A 17,661-nucleotide genomic window follows, 5' to 3' on the forward strand; every position below is an offset into this window, starting at 1 on the left:
GATAACGGTTTTGTTTTTACTGCGGCATACTAAAAGAGTAGCTGCTGTGTGTCATCTGCATAGGCAGTCTGATGAACGAGAGGAAGGAGGTGACTCCAGCGCCGTGATCATAATGGAGAAATGGATTATGTATTTTGAGAAAAGTCTCATCCGTCGTCTGCATACATTAATACAGCATGAAAAGGAAGCCCCATTCCGCGAGCTGTATCGACAATCGTTGAATCAACTGGAGCGCAAATACCCTGAAGCTTCACCGTCCGCACGCACATCGTATCCGTGGCAAACACATTTTCGTACGCAATCTCAATAACAATACACACTAGAGGAGACATACCCTTATGGAATATACCAAACTTGGCAATACTGGTCTCGACATCTCACGCATCTGCCTCGGCTGTATGGGCTTCGGTGATGCGAGCCGCTGGGTACACCCGTGGGTACAGGATGAGGAAACAAGTCGCTCTATTATTAAAAGAGCATTGGAGCTAGGCATTAATTTCTTCGATACCGCCAACATTTATTCGATGGGCAGCAGCGAGGAATATCTCGGTCGCGCGCTCAAAGATTACGCTAACCGTGACGAGATCGTCATCGCAACCAAAGTATTCATTCGTATGCAAGAAGGTCCGAACGGCGCAGGTCTATCTCGCAAAGCGATCATGAGCGAGATGGATAAAAGTCTACTGCGTCTCGGCACCGATTACGTCGATCTGTATCAGATTCACCGCTGGGATTATACGACGCCGATTGAAGAAACGATGGAAGCTATGCATGATCTGGTCAAGGCAGGCAAAGTCCGCTATATCGGCGCCTCTGCTATGTACGCATGGCAATTTCAAAAGGCACTGTATGTCGCCGAAAAGAACAACTGGACGCGCTTTGTCTCTATGCAGAACCATTTGAATTTGCTATATCGCGAAGAGGAACGTGAGATGCTGCCGCTGTGCTGCGATGCAGGCATTGGCGTCATTCCATACAGTCCGCTCGCATCTGGTCGCCTCACTCGTGATCCAGAAGAACAAACTTTCCGCTCCGAAAGCGATCAGGTACAAAAATCCAAATACGACGCCACGCTCGACACCGACCGTGTGATTATCCAGCGCGTCGCCGAACTGGCAGAGAAATATGGCGTAACCCGCGCCAATATCGCTACGGCGTGGCTGCTGCAAAAAACACCGATCAGCGCACCAATCATCGGCGCAACCAAAATTTCACATCTGGAAGATGCCGTAGCGGCGCTGAATGTGAAGCTGACGGATGAGGATGTTGCTTTCTTGGAAGAACCGTATGTACCGCACCCTGTAGTAGGTGCGACCTGAATCTGTGTCTAGCAGTACCCGATGCATAGAAGCAGTTGATCCTAACAGATTATAATACTAAATATCCTATCCGATTCTGCCGCATGATGAATGGCGCAGGATCGGATTTTTATTATATATTGAAGGGAGTGAAGTACATAAGTATTCTTATCATGTTGCAATAAGATTCATAAAGTAACGATAATAGTCAACAAATAGGGGGATCTATGACAACAACTTTGTTTTATAAAGGAACATTAAAATCACACGATGATAAGCGTCTATTGCTAGAAAAAGTAAAGGCTTACGCCGAAAAGAAACATTGGTATTCTGAATATATCGATACCGAGGAAGGAAGCGGCTTACGCGTCAACATGCATCCAGATTCGGAGCAATTGAATTTTGTTTTCGATTCCGCATTGTATGTGGATGAGTTTGTGAAAGTAGGAGTTGTTCCAGAAGGGTTATATTTACAAGTCATTGAACTAATCTATTCACTAAAGCCCCATTTCAAAAATTTGAACGTCCTTGATGAATCAGATGAATGGGAGAAGTACGTTGAATCTCAAAATCCCCGCAAAAGAAAACCATTTGTATATGATGAAGTTCAACTAAACGATATGCAGAAGCAAGGTGTAGCAGATTGGATTCATACGCCAGAACCAGCTACCAATTGGTTAGAGATTGATTATACATTTTGGTGTATTCAGGAGCAGGATCAATTATCCTTTCAAGTTATTTGTAATAAAATCAGACAAGATCTTAGTAGAGATTACGATCACTTGTTGACTATCAACGAATTAAAAGAGCTGGCTATACGCGAGCATGATCTGTATTTTGAAGATCGCACTGGGATTCCTGAATTGGTTATTATTTCATTAGTCGAACTTTGGGTTTTGAGACGAACAACGATTGTGAATCGCAAGCCTAAGGTTATTAAGCAGCGTGGTATCATATTGGGAAGTATACTTTCTAATGCACTTTTTGGTTTCTTTGGCGGCTGGATTGATAGAACATACCACAAAGAAGCACAGCAATTTCTAGAAATGTTTATTCAGAATAATGAAGATTCCTCTCAACCATTGCCTACACTAACATGCTTCTATTCGTTACTTGCTCTATTACAATTAGAAGAAACGTAAATGATGTAGCAGGATTCCCCTAATGACAAAATACTTCTAACTTCAACAAAAACCTATTATATACGCTATCCGGTTCCAAGCTTAAAATCATAACAGATACAACGATCCAGTAAGGATCGATCTAATCCACCCGAGGTGATGTTATGAATAAATCGATCCAACTTCAATCGCTGCAAATGGGCGTCTGTTATTACCCGGAGCAATGGCCATCTTCATTATGGGAAGATGATCTGAAGCGGATGAAAGAAATGAACATGTCCTACATACGTATTGCCGAATTTGCTTGGACGGTCTTCGAGCCAGAGGAAGGCGTCTATCAGTTTGAGTTGTTTGATGAGGTGCTGGATCTGGCGCACAAGCATGGGCTTCAGGTTATTATGGGCACACCGACGGCAACACCGCCCGCTTGGCTAACACAAGCATACCCGGAAGTGCTAAATGCCACGCTGGAAGGCAATATGTATCAGCATGGTCTGCGTCGTCATTACAATTACAGTAGTCCCATCTATCGCAAATTGTGCGCTAATATTACGCGCAAGCTGGCAGAACATTATCATGATCATCCGGCGATTATCGGTTGGCAGATCGACAATGAATTTAATTGCGAGAGCAATGTATTTTATGCGGAGGCGGATCATATTGCCTTTCGCTCGTGGCTGCAACAGAAGTATGGGTCATTGGATGAACTGAATCGCGTCTGGGGTACGGTGTTTTGGAGTCAGATGTATACAGATTGGGAACAGGTGCATCTACCACGTCTGACACCAGCAGATTCGCATAATCCGCATCAGGTGCTGGATGAGAAGCGCTTTATTTCGCATAATGTGATTGAATTTGCGCGTATTCAAGTAGATATTTTACGGGAAGTGGCGCCGCATCATCAGATTACGACGAATGGATTGTTTGGACATCTGGACAGTCATACGTTAACCGATGAACTGCTGGACTTTTTCTCGTACGATTCGTATCCGCAGTTCTCGACAGTCTTTGCTGGAGATGATGAACAGCCGTTGTTAGATCGCAAATGGAGTTTGAATTTAAGCGTGACGCGGGATATTTCGCATAATTTCTGTGTGATGGAGCAGCAGGCGGGGCCGGGTGGCTGGTCTAATCGATTGGCGATGGCTTCGCCGCAGCCTGGACAATTGCGACTGTGGACATATCAGTCAGTGCTGCACGGTGCCGATCTGATCATGTACTTCCGCTGGCGCACGGTGACCTTTGGTACAGAGATGTATTGGCACGGTCTGAACGATTACCACAACCGTCCGAATCGTCGGGTAAAAGAAGCGGCACAGGTAGGCGCAGAGTTTGTGGATATAGGGTCGCAGATTGCTGGGACGAAGTATGCCGCAGACGTGGCTATTTTGCGTGATTATGATAACGATTGGGATGGTGAATTCGACATCTGGCATGGCCCGTTGTCAGCTCGTAGCGTGCAGTCGTGGTTCAAGCAGCTGCAATATCATCATATTCCGACGGATATTGTTTATTTGCGCGGACAGAGTGTGGAGCAATTGTCACAATACAATATAATCGTCTATCCACATGCTGCCATTCTGACCGAGACGACGGCGCAATTGCTGACTGCGTATGTAGAGCAGGGCGGCACGCTCATTCTCGGCGCACGTACTGGTTACAAAAATGGTGATGGTCACGCCAGAATGGAGCCGATGCCGGGTGCTGTTGCAGAATTATGCGGCATCTCGGTAGCTGATTTTACGATGATTACAGGCACGGTGCAGGCGCCCGGATTGACGTGGGCGGCGACGGGGCAACAACTGGATGCGGCGGCGGTAGGATTTAATGATATTTTACAAGTGGATGATCCGCAGGTAGAGGTACTCGCCACGTATTCCGGTTCGTATTATGATGGGGAACCGGCATTGACGACGTGTAAGCAGGGTTCTGGCAAGGTATTGTATTATGGAGCGGCATTTCATGAAACGGTTGTGGATGCGTTGATTCAACAATTGGAGCTGACTTCGCCGGTAGTAGAATGGCTGGATGTGCCGCAACAGGTGGAGATCGGCATTCGTCGCGGAGATGAGGCGGATTATGTATTTTTGCTGAATTATGGCGATCAAGCGGCGGAGGTTGTGCTCAAGCAGGCGCATAGAGAGCTACTAAGTGGCGATACGCTAGATGGTCAGACGCAGTTGCCGCCGTATGGTGTATGGATTTTGCACCATACGCGTTAGGTGAAAAGAATGACGGCAGCGTACAATAACACTCACCCAATCAAACGGTACGACTACGATATGTATTAAGACAATTACGTTACATCATTCCGTTGTATACGACCAGTTATACATGATTCTGTATTGTTGAAGGGATCATGTATAACTGGTTTATTTTGCATACGTAATAAGGATAGGTATAATAACAGCAAGGTGAGGATGAGCATAGTATTTGCACACCACCATGACATGCAGGGTAGCGATATATTTAATAAAAGGATGTATAAAATAGCCGTATAGCAACCAAATCACTCTTACGCTCGTCAAGTACAATGTAGTATGCTGTTCCGCTATCCACCTCTGCGCGGTATTGCTCAGCACAACATACTCACCTGTTTTACTAGATTCACAACATGATATACCAGATTGTAGCAATAAAAGAGTACCAGCTTCATATTACATACGATTACGGAGGAATAGACTGTTATGACGACCAATCTCACAGATATTCAAATTGTCGAATACGAACCGCGTTACGCCGCATCCATAGCTGATATGTGGAACGCCAGCAATGAGAGCTGGGGCGGAGACAATGCGATTCAAACGGAAGAAATGATTATGGAAGAGCATCATAATAGCGTGCATCTGAATGTATTTCTAGCTGTTATTGGCGAGGAAGTCATCGGATATTGCAGCTTCTCGCATTACAAGGACGATGTGAACGCACTTTATATCGCACTGCTCAATGTACGTCCAGATTATCACGGGAAGAAGGTCGGTAAACGACTCGTACTGCGTGCCATCCAAGAGACGATCACACTCGGTTGGCCGCGTATCGATCTCTATACTTGGCCGAGCAACATTAAAGCAGTTCCTACTTACAAAAAAGCCGGATTTTTCTGGGAGCGTCGTGACGATGCGACCCATCTGATTAACTTGATTCCATCGGTACTGCAAACGCCAGCGGTACAATCGTACTTTGATCAATTGGATTGGTACAACGATAGCGTACGCGAGATTGTGACGGAGCCGGACGGAACGGGCGACAATGGGTTTGATTATTTTACCTACGAATGGCGTAAGGATGATCTGCATCTGCGTATGGAATACGAGCGTACTGGTCGCGGGCTGCGCCTGATCGAAACGAATGATTATCTGATCTCTGCCACGATTCCGAAGCAGCATCGTCTGCCATTCGGTTTAAGTTATCCTATTGAATACGAGGTATTCAACAAAACGGGTAAGCCGCTGCAAGTGGAACTTACCGGAACAAGCAATGAACAGGTAGATTTCACCCTGCAACAATCTGTTACTGTAAAGGAAAAAGAAATAATTCGCGGGAACTTTCACCTGAATCCGATCGAACAGGAGCAAAATCCGTTCCAGACCCATCCCATTGTGGAAGCCCAGCTGCTGATCAACGGTCTAGCTGCGACCTTCAAGATCGGTGTGGAACCTAGATTCCCGGTACGGCTCAAGCTGCAATCGCCACATCGTACCCTGTATGTCGGTGAGCAGATGGAACTGGGGGTAACTGTCGAAAATGAATACGATACCGCTGAAACGTATCATATTCATTGGCCGAATCATCCACTACTTGCTTTCGCTGAACCAGAGCTGTCGATCTCCGTACCCGCACAATCCCGTCAAGCAGTTCTGGTGAAAGCACATGTGCTCGGTTATGGCATCTGGCATCAGAATATTACCATTTACAAGACGGCAACAAGTATTAATCAACACTCAGCTAATGAACAAGTAGCTAATGAACAAGTGAAATCAGCGAATCATACTGATTCCCATGCCATTCCAGAATCAACTGTCACTTGCGAATCAACGAATAATGCAGATTCTCCGCTGGATTCATCATCATCTGCCGCTCTGGTGAACGTGTTGGATCAGCATCTTAGTCTGCTATTGCCTGGCGCTGAGTCTGCCTTTGGCGGCGAAACGGACAAAGAATGGGTCGTCAGCAACGGTCTCTATCATGTGCATTTGAACAAAGAGAGCAATACTATTCAGGTGTATCAAGGATCAGAGCAAGGCACATCTCTGCTGCATCCACAGTTCGGATTGCCGTATAGCAATCTGTTTACCAAGAATCGTGCGCTTAGAGTACACTTCCGTCTGGAAGACGCTATGATCATGGAAGCAGAATACGAGCTGGAGTCGCAGCAAGTACATCTGACAACCGTTATCAAAGTACAGCGCAACGGCATCATCACCCGTCATTGTGTGATCCGCAATCTAGCAAATCATGAGCGAACAGAGCCGTTATTTATAAAAGAAAGAGTGGATGTTTCGCTGTACAACAGCGTCATTCCGTACAACAATCGATACATTCATACGCAAAGTGGCCCGGATGCGTCGTCCAAAGGATATTGGCCAGTCAGTCAGTTTAGCGAGAATTGGGTATTTACGCAGAAGGAGCATTCCGCTTGGGGGATCAGCTGGTCACAGGCAAGTGAATTGACGACCGATTACTGGTACTTCATGCTAGAGCATCCACTCGGTATATTGCAAAAGGATGAGGTCATCTCTACACCAGAGATGATCATAGCGGGTGGAACGTGGAAGGAGTGGCAGGATTTCCGTGCCTTTGTCAGAGGGGAGAGCACGGTCAAGCCGTTATCTACACAGCCATCGTTGGAGCTTGTATGGAATCAGGGAAATCCATTTGTACAAGGAACGACAGCGCCAATCACATTGATTGAACACAAAAACTCAGCACTGGACGGCACAATTATCGTGAACTCACAGCGCTCGAAACTAAACGATGTTCACCTTTCCAGTGAACAAAGCCTGACGAATGCTTCTTCATCTCAATCATTTGCCATACCGCCTGAACAGGAGCTTCGACAGTATGAAGCGCAGGTACAGCTGAATGCTGAAGCTTCCGGCGACATTGATGTGTTAGACATTCATCTGGATATGGGTAGCTACGAGTGGCGGCAGCATCGTCTTGTTATTCCTGTCGCTGGCGATCCCGTGAAGCTGGATGTGCTATCGGATGAGCATGGCGAGATTCATCGTGTGCATAACGGTGTACTGGAATTTCAAGCAAGTCAGAATTTTGCGGCGGCGCTCATCTCCTTACGACATCAGGGACACGAATGGCTGGATTCCTCGTATCCGCAACCAAGTCCGAAGTCATGGTGGAATCCGTGGCTAGGTGGACTGGGGATGGAGATCGAAACAATGTCGCAAGCAAGTCTGCTGCAAGAACGGCGCGAGGTTTCATTTGCAGAGATCAAGGATACTCATGGCAATCACTGGTCAGGCATCGCCATCGATACCCATATTGAAACGTTTGCCAAGTTCAAGGGGCTGTCGCTGCGACAATATTATGTTACATTGCCTGGTATACCTGTGATTGCTTCGGTCATACGGGTACAGCAGCAAACGAATACCAGTCTGGCACCGCTGAATGCTCGTTACTGGAATTTCTACAAACCGGGCGAACATGTATCGGCAGGGAAGTTGTCTATCGACAATACGGCACAGGAGACAATGGTCTACAAAGCGGGTAAAATACAATATGACATTCCTGCGCCAGATGGAATCATGCGCCTTCAGTCCAGTGAACGGAAGGAGCAGTTATATATAATTTCGGTGCCGGACAATGACAATGTGTGGGGATTCGTGGATGCAAACGGGATTTTGAATGCAACCGACAATCTGCTGTATCTTCAACATGGACAGACAGTACTGACGGCTCCGCAGTTCCATGTGTGGACGTCTGCCGACCTTACGCGCGAAGCACTGCTTGATCTGCAAAAGATCGTATTCGTACAAGAGGATCTTACTTTATAACAGCAGGAAAGGAATACGCTATGAAAATCATTGATGCACATATTCATTTTTCCGAAATTGAAGCGTTTCACGATACGGCGCGTAATCTGGCATCCATCGACTATACGACTGATGGATTGCTGGATGAATTTGCAGCCTCGAATATTATTGCTGCGGTGGGGATGGGGGTAACTGAGACGACGCCCGGCGCATTCCCGGATGCGAAGGCAGCGAATCCAATGCTGCTGGATCTGAATGACAGAATGCCGGACAATGTATTTACATGTGTTGGTATTAATCCTGAGACACTGCATGAACCAGGGCAACTGGAAGCACTAGAACAATCGCTTACCAATCCGCAGGTGGTTGGCTTCAAGCTGTATGCTGGTTATTACCATTATAATGTGGGCGATGCCATTTACGATCCCGTATACGAACTTGCCCGCAAGTATGATATGCCTATCGTGATTCATGGCGGATTAACCTATGCGGATCAGGGGCTGCTAACATATTCGCATCCGCTGTCTATGGAGGAAACGTTCCTCAAGCATCGCGATATTACCTTTATGCTCTGTCATCTGGGTGACCCATGGGTGATGGATGCAGCAGCCATGCTGGAAAAGAATCCGAATCTGTACGCCGATCTGTCCGGCTGGATCGTCGGCGACCATGCCAAAGTGCAGCGCCTGATGGGCGAGCCGACATATGTCGATCATTTCCGGCGCGCACTCGTATTTGCGGAAAAGTATGATCGTGTATTATTCGGCACCGATTGGCCGCTCGTACCGCTGGATGCGTGGATTGAATTTATCAAAAATCTCATTCCAGAGCCGCATTGGGACGATGTGTTTTACAACAACGCGTTGAAGGTATTTCCAAAGTTAAAGCAGTGGGTGGAAGGCAATTCCTGATTGCTGGCAATTGTCGGTGCCAACTGGCTGATAGGAAGAAGAGAGATGCTTCTACTTTTTTTATTCAGTCAGTTACGGAGTAAGAGTATTCTGCTATTGATTTCCAGTCAAAATAATACCCGAATGAACATCACCTATGTATGGTTGATATTCATTCGGGTATTTACTATTTTCACTATTCTGTTTGACGATGTAGATAGGCATTACATATCCAGCTTTAAGTCAGCTTCCGCATATAGTACGGCGTTGCCAGCGATCTTTACCCGTTCGCCTTGTGCGGTGCAATACAGCGTACCACCTCGTTTGGATAGCTGTCGTGCGACCATCTCTGTTTTGTTCAAACGTTGCGACCAGAATGGGATAAAGTTGCAATGCGCAGACCCACATACCGGGTCTTCATTCACCTGTAACTTTGGAAAAAAGCTACGCGATACAAAATCCACTTCGTTTCCCCGTGCCGTTACATTCACACCAAGCCCATCTGGCAGGCTTTTTAATGCGGAGAAGTCAGGGGTCAGATTGCGTACTTGCTCTTCATTTTCTAAGACAAACATCAGATCACGACTGAGATATGCTTCGGACGGCGTTACACCAAGGGCTTGAATCATATCCTCGCTGATGGCAATTGGTTCTGGTATACGGCTAGGAAAGTCCAACTCATACCGATCTTCGCTTCTTTTCACTACCAACGTACCACTCAAAGTATGGAATACAAACTGCTCCGCTTTCGGCTCATAATATTGAGCGAGTACAAACGCTGTAGCCAGCGTCGCATGTCCACACAGATCAATCTCCGCAGCAGGAGTAAACCATCTCAATCGGTAATCCTCATCTTCTTTGACAGCAAATGCCGTTTCCGATAAATTGTTCTCCGTAGCAATCTGCTGCATCTGTTCAGGTGATAGCCAGCGATCCAGAATACAGATACCAGCCGGATTCCCTTCAAAGACACGCGTGGCAAATGCGTCTACTACATAATATTTCATTATCCTATTCCTCCCTTGCTGATAAGGCTCATTGTAAAGCAACCCTTCATATAACTGTTCTATTCACAGAACAGTTATTCATAGCAATTATTCATAGTTTTATTGCGCCAGTGGATCGTCACGATCTCATACGAGAGTTATGGTATTAACATTATTGTATCCATTTGGTGACAATCTGTATTTGCTTGTTTGAGGGCTGACCGTTAACATATGAACGATGTTTACAACACCGGATCAGGGATAGGGAAGAGGAAGATCATGAATAAAGCCAAAATTTTGATTATCGAAGACGATGCGCCCATTGCTGATTTACTGTCTTACGGATTGACGATGGAAGGGTTCCAGACGCGCACAGCGTCTAGCGGAGCGGCAGGTATGAGCGAGATTTCATCGTTTCAACCAGATTTACTACTGCTGGATTGGATGCTGCCCGATCAAAGCGGTCTGGATATTTGCAAAAAAGTAACCGCGCATCACAATATACCCATTTGCATGATTACCGCCAAGTCCGACATCACCGACAAGATTCTCGGTCTCGAATTCGGAGCGGATGATTATATTACGAAGCCATTTGATCTGCGCGAGGTGGTGGCGCGTATTCGGACGATTTTGCGCCGTGTCGAGCAGGCAGGCGATAGTGTACGGCAACAACCGACGCCAGTTGTCATCTGTTTTCGCCATCTGGAAGTGATTGAAGACGAACGATTGGTGAAAAACGCTGGTGAACCGGTCGAGCTAACGCCAAAGGAATACGATCTGCTTATCATGCTGCTCAAAAATCAGGGCAAAACCTTCACCCGTTCGGATCTACTCGATCTCGTGTGGGGTTATCATTTTGCAGGTGATACCCGCACGGTCGATACACATATTCAGCGACTTCGCAAAAAGCTGGATGCCACCGATTGCATTACAACTGTATTCGGCATCGGCTACAAGTTTGAGAAGACGGGGCGATAGATATGGTACGCAAAATCAGTATCAAATTTCTGGTCGGCTTTTTTCTGATCTTCTCGCTATCCTTTGTCGTGCTGAATCAGACGGTCAAGGAATTCATTCGCAGTAGTAACCAGAGTTTGGTCACAAATGAGCTAGAAGGGTTGAAAAATAACAGCAACGGCTACGTACGACAGGCATTTCTGATCAACCACTATAGCAGCAATCAGCTGTATTTTGGCGAGATTGCCAAGGAAATTGCGATTGACCTCAACCGAATGACGGATAGCAGTGTCGGCATTTACAATCTGAGCGGCAAACTATTATATGCGCCAGATGCTAGTTCTTTTCCTGCGAATAGGCAGAGTGATCTGGAGCAAGCAATCGGTGGCAATACCGCCTACAGTATCACCTATAATGGCAAAAATACGACCGTTCTGTTCTCTTATCCGGTCGTAATTGACGGGGCAAAAGTTGGCATTCTGCGATTTCACAAGGACTTCAGTACTCTGTATCAGCAGACGGGGCAGGTGCTGCAAATTACGCTGTATATCGCGCTTGCGATCTTTGCAGCGGCATTTCTGTTCTCTTACATTCTGTCCCGGCATATCACCATTCCATTAACCCGACTAACACAAGCATCGACGGAAGTGAAGAACGGAAATCTGGATGTACGGCTGCATTTCAAACGTAGGGATGAGATTGGCAGGCTGGCGGACAATTTTAACGATATGATCGACCAAATCAGTCGCCAGATTCACATTATCGAAAAAGATCGGGATCACCTCAAGCAGCTGCATGAGCAGGAGAAACGCTTTTTTGACAATATTACGCATGAGCTGAAGACACCACTAACCTCGATTCTTGGTTATGCAGAGATTATTCGCAAGAACGGGGAGAAAGACCCGGTGTTTTTTGATAAAGGCATGAATCATATTATCGAGGAAAGTCGGCGGCTGCATGAAATGGTGCTAAAATTGCTGGAAGTGTCGCGCAACAACAATATCATTCATGAGTGGCAACAAGTGGACGCTGCACCGATTTTGCAAGATGTATGTGAATCGATGACCATGCGCGCACAGCGTTACAACAAGCACATTCATTACGAAATCGGCGAGTCTCTGCTGCTACTCGGCGATGGCGACCGAATCAGACAGCTGTTCATCAATCTGATCGACAATGCGATCAAGTACAGTCTTCCTTGCTCCACCGTCTCGGTCAAAGGAGAACAGGAGAACGACCGCATTCGCTTTCTGTTCAGCAATCCCAGCGATCCTATTGACGGCGAATATCTGTCACGGCTGTTTCAACCGTTTTACCTTGTACATTCCAGCAATGCCGAGGAAGGCAGTGTTGGATTGGGGCTTAGCATCGTTAAGTCTATTGTGCAGCAACTTGAAGGTACGATTGATATTGCAAATGATCATCACCAGACGATCGTAATCGTCGAGTTTCCCGCATATGTCAGAACAGAGAGTGAGGGGACATCATGAACATGAGATCAACTACCATTGCAACAACGATTCTGAGCATGCTGTTCACCCTGATCCTGTCCGCATGCAGTGCAGCACCTAAGACCGATGTTGTGATCATTCCAGATAACGATGAATCCCCCATCGTCGATCAAACGTCCAAGCCTGTTCAGGTCAAAAAGATCTATCGACTCCCCGGACATTTCTCCAACACTGGTCGTCTGATGGGCTGGTCTGCTCACAATGAAGTGATATCGGCGATGGGCTTTATGTCAGTATTGGAACAGGGCACCTTGGAGCAGATGGCATATCCATTTGAAAAAAGTAAGCCGAACACCGTGATCGGTTATATCAACTACAATACATTTCTATCGCCAGACGGTAATTACTTTTGCGAGATACTGAATTCATCAAACGAAACAGTGCTGAAGCTAGTGTCCATGCAGACTGGTAAAAAGACCATTTTGACACGAGTGAGTGATTCCAGTACGTATGTGCAGAATGTAACCTGGTCGCCGAATAGTCAGTATGTCAGTTATTTGATAGATAAGCCTGTATACAGTATGAACGCAAAGCAAAATGCCAATCTGCATATCTACAATATGGCTACCCATACCGATACCAGCTATCCATTGACCCTGCTAGCCGCACAGGATTCACTGTTCCATGTGGACATTGCCAACAATGGAACGAGTGTTTTACTGCAATCCTATCAGGCGAATCATGATCACAAAAAGGTACTGACGATGGTAGAAGCGGCTGACAAGAAGCTGGATATTCAGTATGAGCGCGAGATCGGCGGCGACGATGTAAGCTGGATTACGAACGATCAATTTGTTTTTCTCGGTTCGGACGAATCGTTATATGAATATGACCGACGTAATGGGGAATTGTCTGTTATTCTGGATCATGTGCTGGATTTTGACTTTTCCCCAGATCGTAAAAGTATCGCTTACACGTCTGCTCAAGATCAGAACGTCGTATTCGTTGGCAAAATGCAAGGCAGAAACGTGTTATATCGGGAACCTGTCTATCGCGGCATGGTGCCTTACAATATGTTCTGGAATCAAGATAGCAAAAGCTTACTCATTCAAGGCTCCAAGCCGTGGAACCCTGCGCAAACGTCTTCTGCGGATAGTTATGCAGATGAAGCGCTCGTTATCGAATTGGAATAATCGATGGATATATGATTATCGATACCCTATAGGATAAGCGATACATCTAAACCGATAGCAGATCAGATACTCACTATACAACCATACAATGATGAACCCCCTACTGTGGCAATACACGCCATAGCAGGGGGGTCTGTTTTTGACAACCGCTGTGACAATTTGTTTACAAGTTCATCAAACTTTGGCGACATCTGTTCTGCATAATGAAGACATCAAGAACAACACATACAGAAAAGGAATGGAACAGATGAACAAAAAACATACATGGATCGCAAATGCACTTTGGGGAGTCGTAGCGATCGCAATGGCAGCAAGTGTGATATGGCTGTTCAGCTCGCAAGAGCAAAAGGAACAAAAACAGGCACTAGGCGGCAATTCGGCAGTATACAACGCAGACGCTGTACAGACTGCATATCAGCAAAAGCACCCAACTACTAACCAACAACCCGCTAATCCATCGTCCACCAATTCTACACAGAAGAACGATGAGACCAATAACAATGCTGCACAACCAACATCGTCAGACAACAATAGTGAAAAAGATCCAGAAAGCACATCTTCGACATCCACACCGGATGCACCAGATGGCACCGGCGTTAGTATGATCGGCGATTCCGTTACCGTAGGCATTGCGCCATATTTGCAAGAGCAGTTGCCCAACATGACCATCGACGGTAAAGTCAGCCGACAAATGTCACAAGCCGATGATGTAATCAACAATCTGGTCGCTAACAATAAGCTGGGCGATCACGTTATTCTTGAACTTGGCACTAACGGTCCATTCAGCTCTGATCAGCTGCGTAGTGTACTGCAATCGTTGTCCAGCGCCAAACAAGTACTGCTTGTAACGGCACGTGTGCCAAAAACTTGGCAAGATACAGTGAATGATACAATGACTCAGGTCGGTCGCGAGTTCCCCAATGTCCAGATTGTGGACTGGTACGGGGCAAGTGCAGGCAAGGATCAATACTTTTACAATGACGGTGTGCATCTGAAACCGGATGGCAGCCGATACTATACATCGCTACTGGTAGCTGCGCTGGAGAAATAAAACTAGCGCCGCTCCAGCCAGCGCGAGACGGGGAGAAGACGGACATGGCAGGACGAGAACAAACTACGCAACAACGAAAAACATGGTGGATGATCGGGCTACTTAGTATACTTACAATTGGGCTAGTGATCTGGTACGCGTTGTTTCTATTTGATGGAATCAAAATATTGAATCGCAATGTGGATCATGCCTTGTTCGTGCAAGCAACGCCGAGCACGGATAGTTCACAGGTGTATAACGGAGATGAGGCCAGCATGCCGTATGATGGTGATAGGCAGAGTACGTCGCTATCACAAGATCAGGATAAGGTATTCTGGTATGACGGTAGTATCTACACTACACCTGCTCAGTTGGAAAAGCCATTGCATAACAGTTCATTTATCCAAACATTGTATGAGTGGAGTCGTTTGAAGTTGCATGAGTCGCGTTAATATAAATAAGTGAAAAGGACATTCCCTTATAAAAGAGAATGTCCTTTTTCGAATATAATCATTGTTGTGTCGCTTGCAAATGCAGTGTATCCATGTAGCGTATCTTATCAATCGAGTAGTACAATTGATCGCCTTGTTTTAAATCACTTTTATCAAATGCCATTAGAAATTGTCCTTGATGGTTAGGGTCTTCAGAGATTTTTCGGGAATATACTCCATGTCGCTGATTCAAGTTGCCGTACCATAAGGAAGTTGCAGTTGTGTAGGTCTGATACGATTGTTCAGGTTGGAATCGCAAAATGTATTGATCGGAAGTAGAATTTACCTCAAGCAACTTCACTTTGCCAGTTGTCCCCATATCCAAAGTTATTGGAAGATTTATATTTCCTTGGGAGTGTAAAGGAACTGGGCGATGGTGAGTAATAGGCTCCTCATTAAACATAAATGGTGTAAGAATGAGTTCCTTGGGCGTTCCGATTATAGGGTCGAACTCCAAAAATTCCGAAGGATTATCCCCGTAGGTACCTGAGTGGGATTGTATACGGTACACACGATTGTTTGAGTCAGATAAACCGTAAGTGATGCTAGCAGGATAATTGCCATGTTGTAGATAATAACGATACCGCCACTTTTCCCATTGTTCTAAATAGGATACATTTAATTGAATGTACGTTATGATCGGTGTCGCTTGAACTAGAGCGCTATGATAACTCATACCCTCTGGAATTTGAAGTGTATTGCTTAGTGTATAGTTCGGAAGTGGGCTACGTTCTGTGTTTACATCATAAACAAACGGTTGGTTTGTCATTCCTTGTAGAGTGATTTTGATTTGCATATTTACGTTTTCGGGCATTTTGGATATAGGAATGTCATCATATGATTCGAACGTTTCATAAAGTTGTTGTTGTGTGATCCCAAGTAGAGCCTCGGGAATAAGTTCTCGCTGCAAATCATAAATAGAAGTATGATCATCTTGCACGGAGTCTTCATTGATTTTATTGTAGGGAGAAGAAACTTGCCGTCCATTTACATAGATTTCAACCTGTTGAATACCATGCTGCTTTTTGGCGGCGTATTGTTCCAATGTAATGCGTACCTTCTTCCCATCATACAATAGGGAGTGAAGCGTAAGTGTGATTCCATCTTGTTCCACGCTAAGCTGAGGTGACTTCACTTCTTGTTCGTCAGCTGTCATCCATCCCCATTGAGACGTCAGTTGGTACAATTGGTTCGCTCCGGGCAACTGCTTGATTGCGCGTGCCATGTCTGCTGAGAAAAATGCCGAACTGATCGCACTTCCAATGCCTATGAACATAACTGCGGCGGCTGTAATTCCGTAACGAATCAGTCGTCGATTCCGCCGATGATTCGGATTCTCTGTTGCCATGATAGGGGGTATGCTTGCTATCTTCTTTTCTGCGATCTCTTGCTGTTGTTGCAATTCAGATGCATTCTCTGTGCTTGAAATGGTTTGTCTGATCTGATCAGCGGATTGTCCTTGCCCAATCGCTTGATATATACTTCGTAGTTCTACTTGTATATCTACAGGGATTTCCGTATCCTTTTGTTCTATCACTTCTTGCTCGCCAATCTGTTTCAGCATTTCTTCTAATTTATCTGTTCTCATACATATGCCCTCCTTCCTCGTTGTCTTCAAGCCAGCTGGATAATAGCTTTCGTGTTCGATGCAGTCTTGTTTTGGCAGTACTTTCTGTTATTTGCATAATCTCAGCTACTTGTTTCAGTGGAATATCTTGAAAATAATGAAGAATAATAAGTTGACGCTTATCCTCTTCCAGTTGATCGACCAGCTCACGCATATCGACCGCTTCATACGCAGGTACGTGTACGATTGGTGGATGAATCTCTGCAAACGGAATCAGCCGTTTTCGTTTTTGCAAAATCGAATTACATTCATTGATCAAAATACGTATCGCCCAAGTTTCGAAAAAGGAAGCTTCCCGAAGTTGGGGTAGCGATTCATATGTCTTAATAATCGTTTCCTGCATCGCATCTACGATATCTTCTTTCTTCTTGAGAATGGAAGAAGATATGCGATATAGACGTACTTCGATATGCTTTATCAATTCTAAAAAAGCTTCATGATCGCCATCTTGTGCTAATTGTACTTGCTGTTGTATGTTCAATTTCTCATTCACCTTCTTTGTTCTGCCACATCCATGCTGTGTTATTTGGAATCGTTATATTAGATAGATGAGATAGGGAAAAGGTTACACTATACCTATAAAAATATTTTCTCTAGGAGGATTTTAAATGAATATTTTCAAAAAAA

At 45.5% G+C, this 17,661-nt stretch carries 14 protein-coding genes; 11 read left to right on the top strand and 3 right to left on the bottom strand.

What is annotated here, in order from left to right:
* Positions 1 to 103: 103 nt before the first annotated feature.
* The 6 genes from ACE3MZ_RS11515 (at position 104) to ACE3MZ_RS11540 (ending at position 9,320) form a co-directional block, all read left to right on the top strand.
* Positions 104 to 310, top strand: a complete 207-nt coding sequence (locus tag ACE3MZ_RS11515) for a hypothetical protein (protein WP_411346567.1) — start codon at positions 104 to 106, stop codon at positions 308 to 310.
* Positions 311 to 338: 28 nt separating this feature from the next.
* Positions 339 to 1,319, top strand: a complete 981-nt coding sequence (locus ACE3MZ_RS11520; RefSeq protein ID WP_411346568.1) for an aldo/keto reductase — start codon at positions 339 to 341, stop codon at positions 1,317 to 1,319.
* A gap of 206 nt (positions 1,320 to 1,525) precedes the next feature.
* On the top strand, positions 1,526 to 2,440 hold the full coding sequence (locus tag ACE3MZ_RS11525) for a hypothetical protein (protein WP_411346569.1): 915 nt from the start codon (positions 1,526 to 1,528) through the stop codon (positions 2,438 to 2,440).
* Between the two features lie 143 nt (positions 2,441 to 2,583).
* On the top strand, positions 2,584 to 4,641 hold the full coding sequence (locus tag ACE3MZ_RS11530) for a beta-galactosidase (RefSeq protein WP_411346570.1): 2,058 nt from the start codon (positions 2,584 to 2,586) through the stop codon (positions 4,639 to 4,641).
* Positions 4,642 to 5,106: 465 nt separating this feature from the next.
* The gene (locus ACE3MZ_RS11535) at positions 5,107 to 8,430 is read left to right on the top strand and encodes a GNAT family N-acetyltransferase (RefSeq protein WP_411346571.1); all 3,324 of its coding nucleotides are present in this window, start codon (positions 5,107 to 5,109) and stop codon (positions 8,428 to 8,430) included.
* Positions 8,431 to 8,450: 20 nt separating this feature from the next.
* Positions 8,451 to 9,320, top strand: coding sequence for an amidohydrolase family protein (locus tag ACE3MZ_RS11540; RefSeq protein ID WP_411346572.1), 870 nt, complete (start codon positions 8,451 to 8,453; stop codon positions 9,318 to 9,320).
* Between the two features lie 203 nt (positions 9,321 to 9,523).
* On the opposite strand, the gene ACE3MZ_RS11545 is transcribed toward ACE3MZ_RS11540, so the two are convergent.
* The gene (locus ACE3MZ_RS11545; protein WP_411346573.1) at positions 9,524 to 10,306 is read right to left on the bottom strand and encodes a PhzF family phenazine biosynthesis protein; all 783 of its coding nucleotides are present in this window, start codon (positions 10,304 to 10,306) and stop codon (positions 9,524 to 9,526) included.
* Positions 10,307 to 10,564: 258 nt separating this feature from the next.
* Here ACE3MZ_RS11545 and ACE3MZ_RS11550 point away from each other — a divergent pair, with 258 nt between their 5' ends.
* From ACE3MZ_RS11550 to ACE3MZ_RS11570, 5 genes are all read left to right on the top strand, one after another.
* On the top strand, positions 10,565 to 11,263 hold the full coding sequence (locus ACE3MZ_RS11550) for a response regulator transcription factor (protein ID WP_411346574.1): 699 nt from the start codon (positions 10,565 to 10,567) through the stop codon (positions 11,261 to 11,263).
* Between the two features lie 2 nt (positions 11,264 to 11,265).
* On the top strand, positions 11,266 to 12,732 hold the full coding sequence (locus ACE3MZ_RS11555; RefSeq protein ID WP_411346575.1) for an ATP-binding protein: 1,467 nt from the start codon (positions 11,266 to 11,268) through the stop codon (positions 12,730 to 12,732).
* 2 nt (positions 12,733 to 12,734) lie between these two features.
* A complete protein-coding gene (locus ACE3MZ_RS11560; protein ID WP_411346576.1) occupies positions 12,735 to 13,886 on the top strand; it encodes a hypothetical protein in 1,152 nt (383 codons plus the stop codon).
* 247 nt (positions 13,887 to 14,133) lie between these two features.
* The gene (locus tag ACE3MZ_RS11565) at positions 14,134 to 14,937 is read left to right on the top strand and encodes a hypothetical protein (protein ID WP_411346577.1); all 804 of its coding nucleotides are present in this window, start codon (positions 14,134 to 14,136) and stop codon (positions 14,935 to 14,937) included.
* A 44-nt stretch (positions 14,938 to 14,981) separates the two neighbouring features.
* Positions 14,982 to 15,368, top strand: a complete 387-nt coding sequence (locus ACE3MZ_RS11570; protein WP_411346578.1) for a hypothetical protein — start codon at positions 14,982 to 14,984, stop codon at positions 15,366 to 15,368.
* Between the two features lie 58 nt (positions 15,369 to 15,426).
* Here ACE3MZ_RS11570 and ACE3MZ_RS11575 read toward each other — a convergent pair whose 3' ends face one another.
* Both ACE3MZ_RS11575 and ACE3MZ_RS11580 read right to left on the bottom strand, forming a co-directional pair.
* The gene (locus ACE3MZ_RS11575) at positions 15,427 to 16,995 is read right to left on the bottom strand and encodes a DUF4179 domain-containing protein (RefSeq protein ID WP_411346579.1); all 1,569 of its coding nucleotides are present in this window, start codon (positions 16,993 to 16,995) and stop codon (positions 15,427 to 15,429) included.
* The gene (locus tag ACE3MZ_RS11580; RefSeq protein WP_411346580.1) at positions 16,982 to 17,515 is read right to left on the bottom strand and encodes a sigma-70 family RNA polymerase sigma factor; all 534 of its coding nucleotides are present in this window, start codon (positions 17,513 to 17,515) and stop codon (positions 16,982 to 16,984) included. The genes ACE3MZ_RS11575 and ACE3MZ_RS11580 overlap by 14 nt, the downstream gene beginning before the upstream one ends.
* Positions 17,516 to 17,661 lie beyond the last annotated feature (146 nt).

The organism is Paenibacillus sp. WLX1005 (genome assembly GCF_046603685.1).
Lineage (GTDB): Bacteria > Bacillota > Bacilli > Paenibacillales > Paenibacillaceae > Saccharibacillus.

Bases quoted from the DNA above. Each gene is read 5' to 3' on its own strand.
- ACE3MZ_RS11560 (WP_411346576.1), top strand. From the start codon at position 12,735: ATGAGATCAACTACCATTGCAACAACGATTCTGAGCATGCTGTTCACC.
- ACE3MZ_RS11545 (WP_411346573.1), bottom strand. From the start codon at position 10,306: ATGAAATATTATGTAGTAGACGCATTTGCCACGCGTGTCTTTGAAGGG.
- ACE3MZ_RS11535 (WP_411346571.1), top strand. From the start codon at position 5,107: ATGACGACCAATCTCACAGATATTCAAATTGTCGAATACGAACCGCGT.
- ACE3MZ_RS11575 (WP_411346579.1), bottom strand. From the start codon at position 16,995: ATGAGAACAGATAAATTAGAAGAAATGCTGAAACAGATTGGCGAGCAA.
- ACE3MZ_RS11555 (WP_411346575.1), top strand. From the start codon at position 11,266: ATGGTACGCAAAATCAGTATCAAATTTCTGGTCGGCTTTTTTCTGATC.
- ACE3MZ_RS11530 (WP_411346570.1), top strand. From the start codon at position 2,584: ATGAATAAATCGATCCAACTTCAATCGCTGCAAATGGGCGTCTGTTAT.
- ACE3MZ_RS11525 (WP_411346569.1), top strand. From the start codon at position 1,526: ATGACAACAACTTTGTTTTATAAAGGAACATTAAAATCACACGATGAT.
- ACE3MZ_RS11540 (WP_411346572.1), top strand. From the start codon at position 8,451: ATGAAAATCATTGATGCACATATTCATTTTTCCGAAATTGAAGCGTTT.
- ACE3MZ_RS11565 (WP_411346577.1), top strand. From the start codon at position 14,134: ATGAACAAAAAACATACATGGATCGCAAATGCACTTTGGGGAGTCGTA.
- ACE3MZ_RS11520 (WP_411346568.1), top strand. From the start codon at position 339: ATGGAATATACCAAACTTGGCAATACTGGTCTCGACATCTCACGCATC.
- ACE3MZ_RS11550 (WP_411346574.1), top strand. From the start codon at position 10,565: ATGAATAAAGCCAAAATTTTGATTATCGAAGACGATGCGCCCATTGCT.
- ACE3MZ_RS11570 (WP_411346578.1), top strand. From the start codon at position 14,982: ATGGCAGGACGAGAACAAACTACGCAACAACGAAAAACATGGTGGATG.